Origin of the sequence: Massilia sp. Root418 (assembly GCF_001425265.1) — a bacterium.
Lineage (GTDB): Bacteria > Pseudomonadota > Gammaproteobacteria > Burkholderiales > Burkholderiaceae_D > Rugamonas.
This window is the reverse complement of record NZ_LMEC01000020.1, coordinates 513,906-532,711: the sequence shown is the minus strand read 5'-3', so window position 1 is coordinate 532,711 and position 18,806 is coordinate 513,906. Positions and strand designations below refer to the sequence as shown.

The 18,806-nt window shown below is 66.6% G+C and carries 14 protein-coding genes; 10 read left to right on the top strand and 4 right to left on the bottom strand.

Features of this window, described 5'->3' with window-relative positions:
• Window positions 1-67: 67 nt before the first annotated feature.
• Entirely contained in the window at window positions 68-1,807 is a 1,740-nt protein-coding gene (locus ASC94_RS32630) for a hypothetical protein (protein ID WP_157201458.1), read from the bottom strand.
• A 150-nt stretch (window positions 1,808-1,957) separates the two neighbouring features.
• Window positions 1,958-2,638 (bottom strand): HTH-type transcriptional repressor FabR, encoded by a 681-nt coding sequence (gene fabR, locus ASC94_RS14770; RefSeq protein WP_056396084.1) that lies wholly within the window; start codon window positions 2,636-2,638, stop codon window positions 1,958-1,960.
• 167 nt (window positions 2,639-2,805) lie between these two features.
• On the opposite strand from fabR, the gene ASC94_RS14765 reads away from it, so the two are divergent.
• From ASC94_RS14765 to ASC94_RS32625, 3 genes are read left to right on the top strand one after another with little or no spacing between them, the layout of a single operon-like run.
• Complete coding sequence (locus ASC94_RS14765; protein ID WP_082616531.1) at window positions 2,806-3,879, top strand: ferredoxin reductase; 1,074 nt, start codon at window positions 2,806-2,808, stop codon at window positions 3,877-3,879.
• 19 nt (window positions 3,880-3,898) lie between these two features.
• On the top strand, window positions 3,899-5,080 hold the full coding sequence (locus tag ASC94_RS14760) for an acyl-CoA desaturase (RefSeq protein WP_056396077.1): 1,182 nt from the start codon (window positions 3,899-3,901) through the stop codon (window positions 5,078-5,080).
• Between the two features lie 6 nt (window positions 5,081-5,086).
• Window positions 5,087-5,227: a hypothetical protein gene (locus ASC94_RS32625; RefSeq protein WP_157201457.1), complete on the top strand. Its 141-nt coding sequence runs from the start codon at window positions 5,087-5,089 to the stop codon at window positions 5,225-5,227.
• 298 nt (window positions 5,228-5,525) lie between these two features.
• Here the strand turns inward: ASC94_RS32625 and ASC94_RS14755 are convergent, their stop codons facing one another.
• On the bottom strand, window positions 5,526-5,990 hold the full coding sequence (locus ASC94_RS14755; protein WP_056396074.1) for a carboxymuconolactone decarboxylase family protein: 465 nt from the start codon (window positions 5,988-5,990) through the stop codon (window positions 5,526-5,528).
• A 195-nt stretch (window positions 5,991-6,185) separates the two neighbouring features.
• Between ASC94_RS14755 and ASC94_RS14750 the strand changes: the two genes are divergently transcribed.
• From ASC94_RS14750 to ASC94_RS14730, 5 genes are all read left to right on the top strand, one after another.
• The gene (locus ASC94_RS14750) at window positions 6,186-9,476 is read left to right on the top strand and encodes a discoidin domain-containing protein (protein ID WP_056396071.1); all 3,291 of its coding nucleotides are present in this window, start codon (window positions 6,186-6,188) and stop codon (window positions 9,474-9,476) included.
• A 96-nt stretch (window positions 9,477-9,572) separates the two neighbouring features.
• The gene (locus tag ASC94_RS14745; RefSeq protein ID WP_229417275.1) at window positions 9,573-12,602 is read left to right on the top strand and encodes a type VI secretion system Vgr family protein; all 3,030 of its coding nucleotides are present in this window, start codon (window positions 9,573-9,575) and stop codon (window positions 12,600-12,602) included.
• Window positions 12,603-12,613: 11 nt separating this feature from the next.
• Window positions 12,614-13,141: a hypothetical protein gene (locus tag ASC94_RS14740; protein ID WP_157201456.1), complete on the top strand. Its 528-nt coding sequence runs from the start codon at window positions 12,614-12,616 to the stop codon at window positions 13,139-13,141.
• Window positions 13,138-15,606 (top strand): TIGR02594 family protein, encoded by a 2,469-nt coding sequence (locus ASC94_RS14735; RefSeq protein WP_056396064.1) that lies wholly within the window; start codon window positions 13,138-13,140, stop codon window positions 15,604-15,606. The genes ASC94_RS14740 and ASC94_RS14735 overlap by 4 nt, the downstream gene beginning before the upstream one ends.
• Complete coding sequence (locus ASC94_RS14730; protein ID WP_056396061.1) at window positions 15,603-16,112, top strand: hypothetical protein; 510 nt, start codon at window positions 15,603-15,605, stop codon at window positions 16,110-16,112. Before ASC94_RS14735 ends, ASC94_RS14730 begins: the two co-directional genes overlap by 4 nt.
• Window positions 16,113-16,122: 10 nt before the next feature.
• On the opposite strand, the gene ASC94_RS14725 is transcribed toward ASC94_RS14730, so the two are convergent.
• Window positions 16,123-16,722, bottom strand: a complete 600-nt coding sequence (locus ASC94_RS14725) for a hemerythrin domain-containing protein (protein ID WP_056397931.1) — start codon at window positions 16,720-16,722, stop codon at window positions 16,123-16,125.
• Window positions 16,723-16,883: 161 nt separating this feature from the next.
• Between ASC94_RS14725 and ASC94_RS14720 the strand changes: the two genes are divergently transcribed.
• Together ASC94_RS14720 and ASC94_RS14715 are read left to right on the top strand one after the other, a co-directional pair.
• Entirely contained in the window at window positions 16,884-18,020 is a 1,137-nt protein-coding gene (locus ASC94_RS14720) for a glycosyltransferase (protein ID WP_056396059.1), read from the top strand.
• Window positions 18,007-18,795 carry a DUF2334 domain-containing protein gene (locus tag ASC94_RS14715; protein WP_157201455.1) on the top strand — a complete coding sequence of 263 codons (789 nt, stop codon included), beginning with the start codon at window positions 18,007-18,009 and terminating at the stop codon, window positions 18,793-18,795. Before ASC94_RS14720 ends, ASC94_RS14715 begins: the two co-directional genes overlap by 14 nt.
• Window positions 18,796-18,806 lie beyond the last annotated feature (11 nt).

Below are 18,806 nucleotides of genomic sequence, written 5' to 3'. Positions count from 1 at the left end.
TGCTGCTCTCCCTCAAACCAGTGTAGCCTGCCTGTACGCGGTCAGCAAGTTGACGGTCACGCAAGAATTATACCCCGAGTGACATATGGGACAGGTATTGCAGTTCTCGCGAAGCGGACCTGTCGGATCGGTTGTCCAGCGTTGTTTGATGCTTTGGAACGCACCGCAGCTGTAACAGCACGCCCATGTCTCCGTCGTCCAGAGACAGTTGCTCTTTACGGCCATCAGCCTGAACCCAAAGTGCGACGATGCGTGCCGGCGCGGCGGCAGGGTTGTTTTTCACGTAGGTGGCATTCGAACGGTTGACCGTGGCAGCACAGGTTAGCGATAGCACTGCGCATCCCGGTTCATCCGCCAGGACTCCGGCGTAGCGGCCTGGCCAGCGGGAAATCAATTGTGGCCCGTCCATCAGCAGGGCAACCACCAAGTTCGGTCCAACCGAGCGTATGGCGTTCATTGCCGGATCCATGCGGGCCAAGTCTTCGCATATCAGCGTCACCATGGACATATCGCGGCTAAGCGCATAGAACGGCAAGCTGCGCCGGCTAATATCGATATCCTCCCACCATTGGTGGTTGCTCTGGTCCGTGTCAAAGTTGAGGCCATAGGCGTCAGCCTGCGATTGGTCAACGCGCCAGCGATGATGCTTGTTTTGTTGGCGGCACAGTACGTTTTGAGAGTCTACTATCGCATAGGTGCGGGCTTGGTTCAGCCAGTGGCCGGTCTCCGGCTCTTTCTCAAGCACGCCGGTAATCAGAAACTCAATTCCAGTGTCAGCGATCGCCTGGACTAATTCCTGAGCCACTTGGGGAGACAGCGCACACTCGGGGAATACGATGCCGTTCGGCACCACGCCGCCGGATGCTTTGCAAGCTTGACGAATCAACGGTAGCACGACTCTTTTTGCCAGCGCCGCACCGGTCATCCGTGGTTGTCCCTTCCGTCCCAGCCAATGCTGATGAAGTCTGAAGAATGCCGCGTAGGACGTGCCGTTGCTTAGAGGAGTGCGCGGAAAGCTGACCTCGAAACAATCATCGGGGATCTGGTCGGGAAATGGGATAAGTAGCAGGCGCATGGTGTCATGAGGGGCCGCCTGTAAAGGCCTGGAAACGAGAAACCAGGAAGGATCGAGGGTGGTGCGGCATGGAAGCAAGGCCAGGTGGTGACTTAGCGAGCGGATAGTGCAGCCTTTGGTGGTGGTGATAGATTTCGGCAACACAATTGCGTGGTCCGGCGATACCATTCCACATAGCGATCTTGGCCAATAAGGCAAGCGATAGGGATCGCGCGAATCCGGAGCCAGGGCAGTCCTGATAACGTTGAGCGAGAAGGGCGTGTGCGGATGTGTCGGGAGTTCATCCCATCCCATTCCTGCGCATGCCTCGTCCGCTATCGCAAACAATCCCAGCAAATAGTCCACAACTTCTTGTTCTTGGCATACTTCCGATAAGGGGAGCATCCCAAAATTGGACACCACATGCGTCCATAGGTATTGCACATCTTCCGGAGGCAAGACCATGGACGCGCTCCATGACGCCGCAATTGCGATGATACTTTCGATAAATTCTTCATGCCACACCAAATTATTGCGGTCAGGTCTCGCTTCGGTGTAGCAGCCGCTGCGGTCGATGATGGTTCCAATAACGGCAAACAGGTCCGGTGGCCAAATGGGGCACAATGAATAGCTTGGAAATGTGGCACGCGGACCGCCTGGTTGGTTAAGAACCTCGACTGTGGGCGCTTCTACCAGGAAGGCTGCGTCGGTACCAGCCGGCAGCAATTGATGGATCAAATCGATAATACGCATGGCGCAGATACATGAGTTATTGATTTGAAAAGTATAGAGGATAGAGAGTGCTCGGGAAGCGAACTATTTCTCCATCGGAGATCGGGCCATGCTCCGCCCGGTACGCAGCCATGCGTGGCGGGCCGCGCCGGATTGCTGAGAACCGCGCTGTCAGCCTCGCCGCGATAGCACAGCCGCCTGGTGGGCGTCCTTCTCCTGCCATTTGGACGCGCCCAGCAGGATCACGTGCAGCTGCTGCACGAAGTTTTCCTCCATCTCGCCCTCCAGCAGCGGCTGGCCGGGCGGCAGGTCCAGGATGTCGGTGGCGGCGGCCAGCATGGTCATGACGATCAGGCCGCACACCATCTGCAGGCGTGGCGTGGGCAGGTCGCGGTAGCGGCCAAGCGAGCGGATGTCCTGCGCCATTTCATTGGTGAAGTGGGTCACGTCGGTGCGGATCGCCAGGCGCAGGATGCGGCTGCCGCCCGAGCGCTCGGTGGCGATGAACTGGAACTGCAGCCGGTTCGCCTTCACATAGTCCAGGTAGACCCGCACCGAGCGGCGCAGGATGGAACCGCGCGAGACGTCGATCTGGCGCGCTTCGCGCAGCAGGCGGCGCAGGGTAATGCCCATCTCGTCCACCAGTTCCAGCCCCAGTTCGTCGGTATTGCGGAAATGGCGATAGAAGGCGTTCGGCACCACGCCCGCCTGGCGCGCGATCTCGCGCAGGCCCAGGCTGGTGAAGCTGCGGCCTTCGCCCACCAGGGTCAGCGCCGCCTGCAGCAAGGCCTTGCGGGTGCCGGTTTTGCGCTCGGGGCGCGCCGCGCCTTCTTCAGTTTCGTGTTCGCTCATGGCTTCGATGTGTACAGGTGTGCCCCATTTTACACGGGCATGGCAGGCAAATGTGACGGGCTTATGACAGGGTGGGGACAAAATTGCCTGTTTATTGTGCAACGGGGGCTTGACTTGATGTGTACAAGTGTACACAATCACGGCAATCCTTATTATTTGCCATGCCAATGACTTTACGATCTTCCCTGGCCAGCCTGGCGGACATGTTTGCCTATCCGCTGCGCCACTCGCATTACGTGGAGCTGGTGAATCCGCTCTGGACCTCGCACGCGCTGATGGCGCGCGTGGTGGCCGTGCGCGAGGAAACCGCCGACAGCCGCACGCTGACCCTGCGCCCCGGCGCCGGCTGGCGCAGCCATCGCCCGGGCCAGTTCGTGCGCCTGGGCGTGCCGATCGGCGGCCAGCGCCACACGCGTACCTATTCCATCTCGTCCGCGCCGGACCGCGAGGACGGCTGCATTACCGTCACCGTCAAGGCGGTGGCCGAGGGCAGGGTGTCGCAGCGCCTGGTGCGCCAGGTGCGCGTGGGCGAATACCTGCCGCTGGGCGAGCCGCAGGGCGACTTCGTGCTGCCCGAGTCGATGCCGGTGCATCCGCTGTTCATCACCGGCGGCAGCGGCATCACGCCCGTCATGAGCATGCTGCGCAACTACGTGCAGGAATACGAAGTGGTGCCGGACACGGTGCACATGCACTACGCGCCGCATGCAAAAGACGTGATCTTCGGCGCGGAGCTGGAGCAGATGGCCACCACCCAGCGCCACTACCAGCTGCAGCGCTACTACACGCAGGACGGCGGCGCCCACTTCAGCGCGGCGCAGCTGGAAGCGGCTTGCCCGGACTGGCGCGAGCGCGAAGTGTGGGCCTGCGGCCCGGCCAGCCTGCTGGAGGCCGTGGAGGCGCACTGGCAGGCCGCCGGCCTGTCCCACCTGCTGCGCGTGGAGCGCTTCCATGCGCCGCTGGCGGCGGCGACGGCCGAAGCCGCCCCCGGCCGCGTCACCTTCGCCGGCAGCGCCGCCGAGGCGCAGTCGGACGGCGTCACCAGCCTGCTGCTGATCGCCGAAGACGCCGGCCTCAATCCCAAGCACGGCTGCCGCATGGGCATCTGCCACGGCTGCGACACCAAACTGGTGAGCGGTTGCGTGCGCGACCTGCGCAACGGCGACCTGATCGCCGAGCCGGGCGACACCGTGCAAGTGTGCGTCTGCAGCGCCGTCGGCGACGTCGAGCTGGCGCTGTAAAAACATCAACGAGAATTCCATGCCTATTCCATCCCACCTTACTCCCGCCGACATCGCCGCCTTTGGCAGCGAGATCGAGGCGATCCGCAACGAAGTCATGGCCAGCCGCGGCGAGCGCGACGCGCGCTACATCCGCCGCCTGCTGAAGGTCCACCGCTACCTGGAAATCGGCGGCCGCCTGGCCATCTACGCCAGCCTGGCGCTGCTGCCGCAATGGGGCCATGCGCTGGCCGGCTGGGCCTTCTTCTGGCCCGTCATGGTGCTGGGCGTGCTGACCCTGGGCGCTGCCAAGATCCTGGAAAACATGGAGATCGGCCACAATGTGCTGCATGCGCAATGGGACTGGCTGCGCGACCCGGAGATCCAGTCCGGCCGCTGGGAGTGGGACCACGTGTGCCCGTCCGACCAGTGGAAGCACGCGCACAACGTGAAGCACCACACCTGGACCAATGTGCTGGGCAAGGATGCCGACGTGGCGGGTTATGGCCTGCTGCGCCTGTTCTCGGGCCAGCGCTGGAAGCCCTTCAACCTGGGCAATCCGCTGTGGGCCTTGCTGCTGGCGGTGTTCTTCGAGTGGGGCATCGCGATCCAGGAACTGGAACTGGGCCGCGTGCTCCAGGGCCGCATGAAGTGGTCCAGCCTGCGCCCGATGTGGCTGCGCACGCGCGCCAAGATCCTGCGCCAGATGCGCAAGGACTACCTGCTGTTCCCGCTGCTGGCCGGCCCGTTCTTCTTCTATGTGGCAGGCGCCAACGCGGTGGCCAACATCGTGCGCAACCTGTGGACTTATCTGATCATCTTCTGCGGCCATTTCCCGATGGACGTGCACGTGTTTACCAAGGCCGAAGTGGAAAACGAAAGCCGCGCGCACTGGTACGTGCGCCAGCTGCTTGGTTCCTGCAATATCAAGGGCGGCAAGCTGTTCCACATCATGAGTGGTAACCTGAGCCACCAGATCGAGCACCACCTGTTCCCGGACATGCCGAGCAACCGCTACGGCGACGTGGCCCCGCGCGTGCGCGCGCTGTGCGCGCAGTACCGCCTGCCGTACAACACCGGCTCGCTCACGCGCCAGTTCGGCACCACCGTGCTGCGCATCCTGCGCATGAGCTTCCCCGGCTACAGCCCGATGCTGGACGGCCCGCCGCCGGCCCGCCCGCAGCGCCCGCGCAAGGTCGGCGACGCCGCCACCTCGGCCTGATCGACTTTGCGCGGCGCCAGTATCGATCTGGCCACGCGCGTGCTGGAATACATCGGCGTGCCTTACCAGGTGCGCTACGCCGGCCGGTGGCAGCGCGTGCTGGGTGCGGCGCAGACGGGCCCGGTGGACCAGGTTAGCAGTGGGTAGCAGGTTTTAGTAAAAGCCGAAAAATAGCGCCGCCCCCCTCAGCGCTTAGTAAAAAACCGCAAACAGCCTTACTACGCCACGGTGGAAGCGGACCAGATCAAGTATGGCGAGCACGCGGTATCGCCGCCGTGCTTTGCGCATCTGCACGGCAGCGGCAATCGCAATGCCTGGAAAACCATATGGCTGCGCTTCCCAGGCAGTGATGAATGGTTGCTGGCGGAGGCCTCCTCCGGCTGGCCTCTTGCCCGCTGACGGCGCGCGACAGCCCCAAAAAATAAGCTTGGGCTCGCGGTCCGGCTTACATGCCTGGCGGCGGCACTTCCGGGATCTGGTTGCGCAGGCTCAGGTTGATCATGTTCCAACCCTTGATGACGGAGATGGCGAACGCCATTTCAGCCACTTCGGTCTCGTTGAAGTGTTCGCGCAGCTCGCCATAGGCGGCGTCGGTGTCGTCCTTGTGCGGCAGGGCGTTCACGGCTTCGGCCCAGCCCAGCGCGGCGCGCTCGCGGGCGCTGAAGAAGGACGCCGGGGCTTCGCGCCAGCCGGCGATGGCGTTCAGGTGGCGGTAGTCCGCGCCTTGCTTCACCAGGTCGCGCCAGTGCATGTCCACGCACACGCCGCAGCCGTTAATCTGCGACACGCGCAGGTTGATCAGTTCCACCAGCCGCGGACCCAGCGAGCTTTGCTTGACGGCGCCGGACAGGGCGACCATGGCCTTCAGGGGAGCGGGGGCCAGGGTAAAAAATGGGATACGTGCACTCATGACAGTCTCTCTTTTCAGTTAAGGGCAACACCCAGTGTGCTGCCTTCATACTCATAAGACGGCGGCCGCAGCGCGCCTGTGACAGCTTTTGAGAAAAAAATCGAAAAAACCGCAAAAACACTCACGAGGATGCGCAAACGGGTGCGGGGGATTGATTCATAATCGGCCATCCAACGTACGTCTCCAAGGTTAGCCGTGGCCCGATTCTCCCCTTACTTCCTGACCGCCGCCTGCTGGCTGGCCCTTCCCCTGCACGCCGCCGAAGTGCGCGACCTGTCCGGCCAGTGGCGCTTTGCCATGGACCGTGGCGACGAAGGCGTGGCACAGGGCTGGTACGGGCGCGACCTGGCGGATAGGATCGCCGTCCCCGGCATCCTGCAGGCGCAGGGCCGGGGCGACGAGATCACGGCCGCCACGCCCTGGGTGCTGTCCCTGTACGACAAGCACTGGGACCAGCGCGAGGATTACAAGCCGCACACCGCACCGGGCCAGGTGAAAGTGCCTTTCCTGTCCCAGCCGCCGCGCCACTACCTGGGCGCGGCCTGGTATCAGCGCGACGTGGACGTGCCGGCGGCCTGGAAGGGCAAGCGCGTGCAGTTGTTCCTGGAGCGGCCCCGCTGGGGCTCCACCGCCTGGCTGGACGATAAAAAGGTGGGCGAGAATCTGAGCCTGGTGGCAGAGCATGCGTACGACCTTGGCCTGCTGGCGCCCGGCAGGCACCGCCTGTCCATCCGCGTGGACAACCGCATGCTGATGGCCTACCGGCCGGACGCGCACAGCGTGTCCGACTCGCTGGGCATGAGCTGGAACGGCATTATCGGTAAGGTCGAATTGCGCGCCACCACGCCGGTGTGGCTGGACGATGCTCAAGCCTTTCCCAACGTGCAGGACAAAACGGTGCTGCTGAAGGTCCGCATCGGCAATGCGGCCGGCAGCGCGGGCAGCGGCGTGCTGACCGCGAACGGCGCGGCGCACAAGGTGAGCTGGGGCGAGGGCGGCGGCACTGCGGAGATCAAGGTGCAGTTCCCCGCGTCGGCGCAGACCTGGGACGAATTCCATCCGGTGCTGCACAAGATCAAGCTGCAACTGAAGGGCGGCGCGGCCGATGACGCGCGTGAAGTCAGCTTCGGCTTCGCGCAGATCGCCGCGCGCGGCAGCGATTTCGTGCTCAACGGCCGGCCCCTGCTGCTGCGCGGCACCCACCACGGCGGCGACTTCCCGCTCACCGGCTATCCTCCCACCGACGTGGCCTACTGGCGCAAGATCTTCCAGATCAATAAGGACTGGGGCATCAACCATATCCGCTTCCACTCCTTCTGTCCCCCGGAAGCGGCTTTCCAGGCGGCCGATGAACTGGGCCTGTATCTGCAGCCCGAACCCGGCATGTGGAATGACGTCTCCCCCGGCACGGCCATGGACAAAATGCTGTACGAGGAAACCGACAGGATGATACGGGCCTACGGCAACCACCCGTCCTTCGTGCTGTTCAGCCCCGCCAATGAACCCAAGGGGCGCTGGAAGGAGGCATTCGACAAATGGATCGCCCACTACCGCGCGGCCGACCCGCGCCGCCTGTACTCCAACGGCACCGGCCACACCGAGAAGGAAGTGCCCGGCCTGGGCGAGGGCACGGACTACCTGGCCATGCAGCGCATCGGCTCCAAGCCGCTGCGTGGCAACAAGGGCTGGTTCGGCAAGGACTACGGCGAGTCGCTGGCGGACATCCACGTGCCGGTGGTGTCGCATGAGACCGGCCAGTGGGTGGCCTACCCCGATTTCAGCGTGATCGGCAAGTTCAAGGGCTACCTCAGGCCCGGCAACTACGAGATCTTCCGCGACTCGCTGGCGAAGCACGGCATGGCCGACCGCAACAAGGACTTCGCCTACGCGTCCGGCAAATTCCAGCTGAACAGCTATAAAGAAGACATCGAGGCCAACCTGCGTACGCCCGGCATGATGGGCTACCAGCTGCTGGACCTGCACGATTACCTCGGCCAGGGCACCGCGCTGGTGGGCGTGCTGGACACCTTCTGGGAGCCGAAAGGCTACGTCACGGCCGGGGAATTCCGGCGTTTCAACGGCCAGACCGTGCCGCTGGCGCGCGTGCTGAAACGCGTTTACACGTCCAATGAAACGCTCACGGCGGAAGTGGAAATCGCCCACTTCGGCGAACGCCCGCTGGCCAATGCGCGGCCCTACTGGAAGCTGCTGGACCCGGCGGGCAAGGTTGCCGCCAGCGGCGAGCTGCCGCAGCAATCCATCGCCATCGGCAAGAACATCAAGCTTGGCACGGTGCGGGCCGCGCTGTCCGCGCTGCCGGCGCCGCAGGCCTATAAGCTGGTCGTCGGGCTGCACGGCACCGACGCGGAAAACGACTGGATGGTCTGGGTCTACCCGGAGCAGCTGGCCACGGCGGCGCCGGACGGCGTCCTGGTGACGCACAGCTGGCCCGAGGCGGAGGCCCGCCTGGATGCGGGCGGCAAGGTGCTCTACCTGCCGCTGGCGGCGGACCTGGACTGGAACTCGCCGCCGCTGGACACCGTGCCCGTGTTCTGGAACCGTCTCATGAATCCCGCGTGGGGCCGCATGCTGGGCGTGTGGGTGGACCAGCGCCACGCCGCGCTGGCGCAGTTCCCCACGGGATCGTTCAACGACTGGCAGTGGAGCGAGCTGCTGGTCGCCACCCGCGCCATGAACCTGGACCGCCTGCCGCCTGCCTTGCAGCCCATCGTGCAGCCGGTGGACGACTGGAACCGCAACTTCAAGCTTGGCCTGCTGTTCGAGGCCAGCGTGGGCAAGGGCAAGCTGATGGTCGCCAGCGTGGACCTGGAGCGCGGCCTGGAGCGCCGCGTGGTGGCGCGCCAGCTGCGCAAGTCGGTGCTCGACTACATGGCCGGCAGCGCCTTCAACCCGCGAACCGCACTCACGGCGGCGCAGCTGCGTGCCGTGCTGTTCGATACCCAGGTGATGAAAAAGCTGGGCGCCACGGCCGCTACGGCGGCGGGCGGGCGCGACGCGGCCAGCGCCATCGATGGCGACCCGAACACCTTCTGGAGCGCGGATGGCAAGAACGGCGCCGCGCGCGAGCTGGCGCTGGCTTTCCCACAGCCGGTGAGCTTCTCCGGCCTGATGCTCATGCCGCGCCAGAACCACCGCGACCACGAAGGCGACGTGCGCGACTACGTCATCCACGTCAGCGACGACGGCGCCAGCTGGCGCGAGCTGAAACGCGGCGCGCTGGTCTCCACCTTCGACCAGCAAAGCATCGATTTCGGCCAATCCGTCACCGCCCGCCACCTGCGCTTCACGGCGCTGAGCGGCTTCGGCAGCGACACCAGCAGCGCCCTGGCCGAGCTGGCGCTGCGCTACACCGGCCCCGCGCTGCCGGAAAACGTCGGCCCGCTGATCTACAAGCGCGTGAAATCCGCCTCCAGCGACATCGACGAAAACCTGCCTGCGGAGGACAAGAAAAAGCCAGCCCGGTAGAGGCGAGAGACGGGGCGCACGATTGAACACACTATTGCTCAAAATCTACGAATACGGTTTAATGCGGCATCTTCATAATAAGTTTGCAACTTTTCCGTGCCGGAACAAATTTCATCCGCTATTCTTGCAGGCGCGTTCACCCAGGCCACGCGCCTGGTGCGCCTGACCACCCCCCTGGGACCGGACCGGCTGCTGGCCGAATGCGTGCGCGGCGAGGAGTCGCTGAGCGGGGGCTTTTCGCTGACCGTGTCGGCCCTGTCGCAGGATGCGGCCGTACCGCTGCGCGCGCTGATCGGCCAGCCGGTGCTGCTGGAGCTGCAGACCACGGCGGCCGGCCAGCCGCGCGCTTTCCACGGCCACGTGGTGTCGGCCGAGGCCAACGGCGCCAACGGCGGCCTGGCGCGCTACACGCTGACGGTGGCGCCGTGGACGGCCTTCCTGGCCCGCAACCGCGACAGCCGCGTATTCCAGGATAAGTCGGTGTTCGACATCCTGGATGCCGTGTTCACCGCCTGGGACGGGCAGGGCAGGCTGGCGCCGTCCTGGCGCTTCGACGTGGCCGACCGCAGCATCTACCCGGTGCGCAGCCTGACCACGCAATACCAGGAAAGCGACCTGGCGTTCGCCGAGCGCCTGATGGCCGAGGAGGGCCTGTTCCACTATTTCGTCCACACGGGTGACGCCGGCAGTCCCAGCCTGGGCAGCCACCAGATGGTGATCGCGGGCGACAACAGCACCTTCAAGCCGGGCGCGCAGGCTGTTGTGCGCTTCACCCAGCCCGGCGCGGTGATGCGGGAGGATAGCCTGGACCGCTGGCGCTGCGAATCGCGCCTGCAGGCCAATGCGGTCAGCCTGCGCAGCTGGGACTACCGCACGCGCGACCTGCGGGACGTGGCGGCGATGGGCAGCGCCGAGAATGTGCTGACCGTCAGCGACGCACCCGGCGCCTACGCCTACAGCTCGCGCGCGCAAGGCCAGCGCATCGCCGGCAACCAGCTGCTGGCGCTGGAAGCCTCGCGCGAAATCTACGTTGGCGCGGGCACCGTGCGCACCCTGGCCCCCGGCACCACCTTTACCTTGCAGGACCACGCATCGGCCGGCGGCTTCCTGGTCACCCGCGTGGTCCACATGATGCATAACAACCTGAGCGCGGACCTGCACGCCGGCGTTGCGCAGCGCCTGGGCCGCGCCGTGCTCTCGGCCGCCATCGAGGAGGAACAGGCCTCCAGCCTGCACGCCGCGGGCAGCACCATCGCCGAGCGCCCGCTGTACCGCAACCGCGTGGACGCCATTCGCAGCGCCGTGCCATACCGCGCCAGCCTCACCGGCGGCCACGGCGTGCTGCTGCACCCGCGCCCCACCGTGAAGGGCCAGCAGACCGCCGTGGTGGTGGGCCCGCCCGGGGCCGTCATCCACACCGACCGCGACCATCGCATCAAGGTGCAGTTCCACTGGCAGCGCGGCGACGCGGGCCACAGCCGTTTGTCCCATCCGAGCCCGGACGGCCATGCCGGCGCGCCCGGCGACGACCAGGCGGGAACCTGGGTGCGGGTGGCCACGCCGCTGGCCCCGGTGGCGGGCGCCAACTGGGGCGGCAACGCCGTGCCGCGCGTGGGACAGGAAGTGCTGGTCGATTTCCTGGACGGGAATATCGACCGGCCGGTGGTCATCGGCACCGTTTACAACGGCAAGGGGCAGGACAACGCGCAGCACAACCAGCTGGCCCAGGGCGCCGGCGCCAGCACCGGCAACGCGCCGCCATGGTTCCCCGGCAGCGCCGCCGCGCACGCCCACGCGGCCGCGCTGTCCGGCATCAAGAGCCAGGCCATGCAGGCCAGCCAGGGCGGCAGCGGCGCCTACAGCCAGCTGGTGTTCGACGATAGCGCCGGCCAGCCGCGCGTGGCGCTGCAGCACCACGCGGAGCCGCACACCGGCACGGCGGAACTTAACCTGGGCCAGCTGCGCCACCAGACCGACAACCAGCGCCTGCAGCCGGCCGGCTTCGGCGCGGAACTGAAGACGGAACACAGCGCCGCGCTGCGGGCCGCCAAGGGCCTGCTGCTGTCGGCCGACGCGCGCAACGGCGCTGCGGGCGGGCAGATGGACGCGCGCGAAGCGCAGTCGCAGACCGCCGCCAGCCAGCAGCTGCAATTGTCGCTGGCGGAAACCGCGCGCAAGCACAACGCGGGAATCAAGACCGCGCAGGGCGAGGCCGAGCCGGCGCCGGAGAAATTGCCCGCCGTCGCGCAGCTGGCGCGCACTGCCACGCTGCTGGACGCCAGCGCGTCCGGCCGCGAGGCAGCTTCCGGCTCTGGCTCTGGCTCTGGCTCTGGCAGCGGAGCCGCAGGTGGCGCAGGTGGCGGATCGGGGCAGGCGCCCGCTTTCGGCGACGCGCTGCTGCAGTTGTCGGCGCCGTCCGGCATCGCCGCGCTCACGCCGGCCGACGGGATACTGGCAGCGGCAGGCGGCAGCAGCATCACGGCCGCGCAGGACATCAACTTCGCAGCGCAGGCCAACGCGCTGCACGCGGTGCGCGACGGCATCAGCTTCTTCACGTACGGGAAGGCCAGCGCCGCCGGCAAGCCCAACCAGGAAACCGGCATCCGGCTGCACGCGGCCAGCGGCAAGGTCAGCATGCAAAGCCAGGGCGACGCGACGCGGCTGACGGCGGACCGCGCCATCACCGTGGCCAGCACCGCCGCGAGCCTCAACGTGATGGCCAAGAAGCACGTGCTGCTGACCGCGCAAGGCGCTTCGCTCAAGCTCGAAGGCGGCAATATCGAGCTGCTGGCGCCGGGCACCATCGCCTTCAAGGCCAGCAAGAAGGAGCTCACCGGGCCGCAGCAAAGCAAGGGCGTGCTGCCGGAGCTGCCGAACGAGAAGCTGTACGCGGGGCGGTTCCAGGTGCTGGACAAGGCCAGCGGCGCGGCGCTGGCGGGCAGGCTGTATCGCAAGGTGCGCGAGGACGGCAAGGTCTTCTTCGGCAAAACGGACGACCAGGGCCACACCCGCGTGGTCAACACGCGCGCCGAGGAAAAGGTCACCGTCACGCTGGACCGGAACGAAAAATTCCATCGCGCGAAAATCGATGAGGATGACGTGAACGACTGGTTCTCCCAGGTTTGAATGATATGAAGATGAAACAGATATTGATGGCCGCACTGGCGTGCTACTGCGCCGCCGCGATGGCGGGCGACGACACGCTCTACTGGTTCAAGAACGAGACCGCGTGCGGGCCGGCCAAGGTCACGATCCGCTCGCATTGCCTGAAGACGTACCGCGAAGGTGCGGCCAGGCAGCGGAACAATGGTTGTCCTGCCCAGGAAGTGCTGATCGCGCAGCCGGGCAAGAAACCGGTGAAGCAGGACTTGCTGAAGTTCGAGCCCCTGGATGATGATTTCCACATGGCTGAGTCCATGCAGTGCCTGCCCGTCTCTGGCCGGCACTACCTGGTTTTCAACCTGAGCACCGGCGGAAGCTGCGACACCTGCGCGGTCTCGGGCGTGATGTCGCTGGACGGGCGCTGGCGGAATTATGGCGAGCGCTGGATGGCGACCTCGAAAGCGGAGCAGCAGGCCATCGAGCGGGCCGCCAAAGGACTGCGCGACCTGCCGGAGTACGAGATCCTGAACGTCGTTCCCGATGATGAACGGGGCCGTAAATGAAAGAGGTGAAGACCCATTTCAACGACCCGATAGACCGCAGCAAGGCGCTGTCGGGGTTCGGCCGCAAAGGGAGCGAGGTGCCGCCGGAAGTGCAGCAGAAGGTGATCGACATCCTGATCGAGGAAGCGCGCCGGATGAAGTTCAACAACCGGGACATCGCGTACTACATGGCCATTGCCAAGCGCGAGTCGGAGTTCAATCCGGATGCGGCCAATCCCGGCGGTACGGCGTCCGGCGTCTCACAGATGCAGGACGGGACCTGGAGCGACCTGGGACTGGATGCGCGCAACCGCTTCGATGCGCGCGCGAGCATCCAGGCGGGCCTCACCTATTTCCGGAAGCTGAAGCTGGCAACCCAGACTGATTATGGATCGTCGGCGGGCGAGTACGAGCCGCTGATTTACCACCGCTATCACTACGGCGAGTTTTCGACGCGCAAAAACATCAGTCCCAAGGGGCAGCGCGAGAAGTGGGTGGCGAAGCCGTTCGACGAGCTGAAGGCCGGGGCCAAGTACAGGGACTCCAAGACCGTGGTGGACGAGGCCGAGCGTCTGGAGGCCATACTGAATGGTCCGCACGGGCTGGTGGTGCAGCTGAACGACGTGATGGGTAAGCCGATGAAGGGCCGCACGGTCTATGCCGTCACGAAGACGCCCAAGCCCGGCGGGCCGCCGCCACCGCCTCCCGCTGCGCGTGCGCCGTCTGCTCCAGCCGTGCCCGCAGCCCAGCCTGCGCAGGCGCCGGCAACCGCAGCTGCAACCGCACCCGCTGCCGCACCCGGTACCGCAGCCGCAACCGCACCCGCAGGCGTAACCGCGTCCGCACCCGCCGCTGCACCCGCAGCCGCAGCTGCGAACGCAACCGCGACCGCAACCGCGTCCGCACCGGCGCCAGCGGAGCCTCCGCCGTCCGCTGGCGTGGCGCCCGCACCGGCGCCGGCTCAGGTGGCACCGCCGTCCGATTCCGACGCGGCGACGCGCGACTGGGCCGGATACGATGCGCCGCCCGATTCCATCGAGTGGGAACTCGAGCTGCACAAGATCACCACGGACGAGAACGGAAAACTGCCGGAAATCGTCACGGGCTCGCAAGATCCGGTGGTGATACTGATACCGCGCATCGACGTGGAAGCCTATAACGAGGCGGTTGGCAAAAATGAAATGCCGGAGGATGGCAACGAGCACGAGATACAGCCACGCGACGGCGAGCCCGTGCAGCCGTTGCCGGCACCGTTGCCCGAGCCCGCTCCCGCGCCGGCCAAGCCGCCTGCACCTGCGCCCGCGCCGGCTGCGGCGCCGGCACCGGCCCGCGCGCCCGCCCCGCCAGCACCGCCCGCTCCGCCCCGCGCCGCAGCGCCCGGCAACGTATTCGATGCGGCGGCCAAGGGCGGCCAGCCCCCGGCCAAGCCGGCGCCTGGCCGGGAAATCACGTTTGACGACATCAGGCTTGCCATCAAGCGCGACCTGGGCTGGAATTTCGTGTTTCAAACTTCCTTTGCCTACATCAAGCAGTTCCAGACGCGCCCGAAGCTGCCGGCCGCGCCGCTGCGCGACCAGGCGCCAGCCCAGCCGGCGCCCGCGCGCACGCAAGTGATCGGCAGCAGCCTGTCGAACAAGGAGGCCAGCCGCCCCAAGGCGGAGGCGGAAGTCAAGACCGCCGAAGCCACCGCCGTCAAACCGGCGCCAGCCAGCGGCGACTCGCCGTGGATGGTCTTTGCCATCAAGGAGCAGCAAAAGGCGGGCCAGGAGGAGGTGAAGTGGAACAAGGCTTCCCACGAGACGGACGCCGGCTGGAAAGCGAAACGCAACGCGCGCGATGCGGCGGGCAAGGCCGAGAAGGAAGCGGTGAAGAAGCTGCGCGAGGAGAAAAAGAAGAAGCAGCCCGACCAGGACAAGATCGCCGCCCTCCAGGCGGAAATAACGGTCCAGCAACAAGCCGCCGCCGAGGCCGACAAGGCGATGCTGGAGATAGAGAAGGATTTCAATAATCCGGATATCGTCAAGTACCTGCAAACCACCGGCTTGGGACGGGACGCCGCGCGCAAGGACGAGACTTCCTGGTGTTCGTCCTACGTCAACTGGTGCATGGAGCAGGCCGGATACCGCGGTACCGATGACGCGGGCGCATCCTCCTGGCTGAATTGGGGAGAAAAGATCAGCGAGCCGCGCTATGGCGCCATTACGGTAGTCACGCGTTCGGCCGAGCCGCTTCTGTATCACGTCGGCTTCTATGTCGGTTTGGGAAAAAAATATATCAAGGACGGCGACGAGCCCGTGCTGGACAAGAAGGGGAACGACACCGGCAAGCGGCGGCCGAAGCGCAAGGCCGTCGATGCCGTTAATCTCCTGAGCGGGAATTTCTCATCCCGGATCAGGGAATTCGCTGACTGGACGGTCAATGCCGCCGACAGCCCGGACACGCATCTGGTAGAGTACCGCTGGCCCACAGCGAAGGACAAACGATGAAAGACATGGTGCGACGATACGCTTGCAGTTTTGCCCTGGCGGGATGCCTGGCGGCGCCTGCGCTCGCGGCTCCGCCTTGCAACGCGCCGGACCCGGCCGCACTGCGCAGCACGTGGCAGGCGTTCCGTGGCGCAGCCCTGGCTGGCGACGCGGAGCAGGCCGCGCAGTTCCACAAGTTCCCGCTGAAGCTGCTGCCGCCTATGCAGGGGCCCAGGCCCATGCTCATTTCGCGCAAGGTTTTCGTGCACAACTACCGCGCGCTGTTCCAGCGGCATCCCGACGGCCAGGAAATCGGCTTGTTTGCGGCCATGAAGGCAGGCAGCGGTAACGAGGCGATTCCGAAGATCCACTTCGACGCCCAAAGATGCGCACTGTCGGCGCCGGTCTCGGTGGCCGATTACGACTTCACGTATGACCAGAAGCGCGGCTGGCTGATCGAGGCCATCGAGTATGGCGGCGACTTCGACACCGCCAAAGTCTTTGACAGCGACAAGATCGTGAACTGAGGGAAACAGCTCATGATGCTTGGCGCGTCAGCCCCTTGGGTTTTGCGCGCGCCAAGGCCAGGTAGGCCATCGTGGCCACGCCCACTGCCGCCACCACGGCCGAGGTGCTGCGCGAGAAACCGAGCACCGTGTTCACTGCCACCTTGCCCGCCTGCGGCGCCAGCAGCTGCGCGCGGCGGCGCGTCATTTCCGCGCCCAGCGCGTTCAGGCGCTGCTTGTCGATGTGGCGCTCGGCCTCGGGCAGCAGCACGGTTTCCTCGTCGGCCACGTGGTGCATCACCTCGCGCATCAGCTGCGGCAGCAGCCGGTCCAGCGCGGCGCTGTCGTTGGCGCGGCGGATCTCGCTGATCAGCTGGCGCATGCCGTTGTGCTCGGGGACGCTCTTGTTCAGCACGGACTCGCCCAGGCCCAGCTGGCGCATGACAGGATAAAAAATTTCCTCTTCCAGGCGGGCGTGGATTTCCAGCGCGGAACAGACTGTTTCCGCCAGCGCCTTCCTCACGCTAAGCGGCTTCCCGGCGGTATACTGGTGATAAGCGACCAGCACGTGCGAGTGGTCGAAACGGATCATGTCGGTGATGGTCGGGCTCAAAGATTGAAGGCGGAACATATGCATTCCTTTCAAAAGTGCGAGGGGAGGGTGTCAGGCCAGCATGGCACCGTGCGCGCGGCGCTTCCGTTAGTCCGCACACATAGCGCCGCGCCGCGCGGCGGGGCGGAACGAATCCGCTGCCGCCGGGTCGAACCCTGCACAGGCAGCCGGAGGGTACCATGCACGTGGTCGATGTGACGATGCTGTACGGCGGCGCGGGCGGCGGCGTGAGCACGTATCTGGACGCCAAGGCGCGCTGGCTGCATGGGCACGGCGGCATGCGCCACACCATTGCCAGTCCGAATTTGCCGCGCCACGCCGGCACCATGGTGCGCGCCGGTCCGCCTTACACGGCCGCGCTGCCGGGCATTGCGCTGCCGGGCCTGGCCGGCTACCGCCTGCCGCGTTCGGCGGACAGCGCCGCGCGCGTGCTGACCGCGCTGGCGCCGGACCTGATCGAGGCGGGCGACGCCGGACCGTGCGCCTGGGCCGCGCTGCGCGCGCGCCAGCAGCTGCAGGTGCCGGTGGTGGCCTTTTTTCATTCCGACCTGCCGCAGCTGGTGCGGCGCCGCTTCGGCCCGCTGGCCGGGAACGCGGCGGGCAAGCTGGCCGGGCGCTACCTGCAGCGCCTGTACCGCGAATGCGATTTGCTGCTGGCCCCCAGCGCGGCCATGGTGCAGCGGCTGGAAGGGCTGGGCTTGCGCGCCGCGCAGCAGCCGCTCGGCATTGACACCGGCATCTATACGCCGCAGCGGCGCGATCCCGGCCTGCGCGCGGAACTGGGCTTGCCCGAATCGGCACGGCTGCTGGTGTACGCCGGACGCTTCAGCGCCGGCAAGCGGCTGGAGGTGCTGACCGCCGCCGTCAAGCGGCTGGGCGCGCCCTACCACCTGCTGATGGTGGGCGGCCGCGCGCGGCGCCGCTGCGGCGCGGTAACCGAACTGCCGTTCCAGGCCAATCCCCGCGCGCTGGCGCGCCTGCTGGCCAGCTGCGACGCGCTGGTACACCCGGGGGACCGGGAGACCTTCGGCCTGGTGGTGCTGGAAGCCATGGCCTGCGGCGTGCCGGCCGTGGTCACCAGCGGCGGCGCGGTGGCCGAGCTGCTGGCGGACGGCGCCGGCGTGGTGGTGGCGCCCGGCAGCGCCGCCGCGCTGTGCGAAGGCGTGGACGCGCTGTACCGCCAGGGCGTGCGGCAGATGGGGGAACAGGCGCGGCGCGCGGCCTGTCCGCGCTATGACTGGAGCCGCGTCCTGCCGCAGCTGCTGGCCCGCTACCATGCCTTGCTGGCGCAAGGAGACGCCTGTGCCAGCCGCTGAGCCGCGCGTGCTGTGCGTGTCCATCCACGACGTGGCGCCCGCCACCTGGGCCGACTGCCTGCGCCTGTGGCAGGCGGTGCGCGCGGTGGCCGACCTGCCGCTGACCTGGCTGGTGGTGCCGCGCTTCCACGGCGACCCGGCCGCGCCGCCGGAGTACGAGGCGGCGCTGGCGCGGTTGCTGGCGCAGGGCCACGAGCTGGCGCTGCACGGCTATCTGCACCAGGATACGGGGCCGGCGCCGCGCACCCCGCGCCAGCTGTTCCTGCGCCGCGTGTTCACCCAGGCGGAGGGCGAGTTCGCCGCACTGCCGGTGCAGCAAGCCCGGCGGCGCCTGCGGCTGGGGCAGGACTGGTTTGCCGCGCGCGGCTGGCCGCTGCACGGCTTCGTGCCGCCGGCCTGGCTGCTGGGCGAGGGCGCCTGGACCGCGCTGCGCGAAACGCCGCTGCGCTACACCACCACCTTGCGCCGTTTTTACTGCCTGGGGACGCCGGCTGCGTCCGTGCCGGCGCTGTCGCTGGTATACGCGGCGCGTAACGGGGCCGGGCGCTTCTGCTCACGCCTGGCGCTGGACGCCTTGTTGCCGCTGCAGGCCGGCCGGCCCCTGGTCCGGCTCAGCCTGCACCCGCGCGATGCGCGCCATCCGGAGCTGCTGCGCCACCTGCAGGGGCTGCTTGCCAGCCTGCTGTCGAGCCGCCAGCCCCTGACCAAGGCTGCCTACGCGGAAACGGTTGTGGCCGGGATGCATGCCGCGGGGACGGTAACGCTGCCGCGATAGCCGCGCTAGCC

Coding starts and splice junctions, on each gene's coding strand:
- ASC94_RS32630 (WP_157201458.1), bottom strand. CDS start 1,807: ATGCGTATTATCGATTTGATCCATCAATTGCTGCCGGCTGGTACCGAC.
- fabR (WP_056396084.1), bottom strand. CDS start 2,638: ATGAGCGAACACGAAACTGAAGAAGGCGCGGCGCGCCCCGAGCGCAAA.
- ASC94_RS14765 (WP_082616531.1), top strand. CDS start 2,806: ATGACTTTACGATCTTCCCTGGCCAGCCTGGCGGACATGTTTGCCTAT.
- ASC94_RS14760 (WP_056396077.1), top strand. CDS start 3,899: ATGCCTATTCCATCCCACCTTACTCCCGCCGACATCGCCGCCTTTGGC.
- ASC94_RS14755 (WP_056396074.1), bottom strand. CDS start 5,990: ATGAGTGCACGTATCCCATTTTTTACCCTGGCCCCCGCTCCCCTGAAG.
- ASC94_RS14740 (WP_157201456.1), top strand. CDS start 12,614: ATGAAACAGATATTGATGGCCGCACTGGCGTGCTACTGCGCCGCCGCG.
- ASC94_RS14735 (WP_056396064.1), top strand. CDS start 13,138: ATGAAAGAGGTGAAGACCCATTTCAACGACCCGATAGACCGCAGCAAG.
- ASC94_RS14730 (WP_056396061.1), top strand. CDS start 15,603: ATGAAAGACATGGTGCGACGATACGCTTGCAGTTTTGCCCTGGCGGGA.
- ASC94_RS14725 (WP_056397931.1), bottom strand. CDS start 16,722: ATGTTCCGCCTTCAATCTTTGAGCCCGACCATCACCGACATGATCCGT.
- ASC94_RS14720 (WP_056396059.1), top strand. CDS start 16,884: ATGCACGTGGTCGATGTGACGATGCTGTACGGCGGCGCGGGCGGCGGC.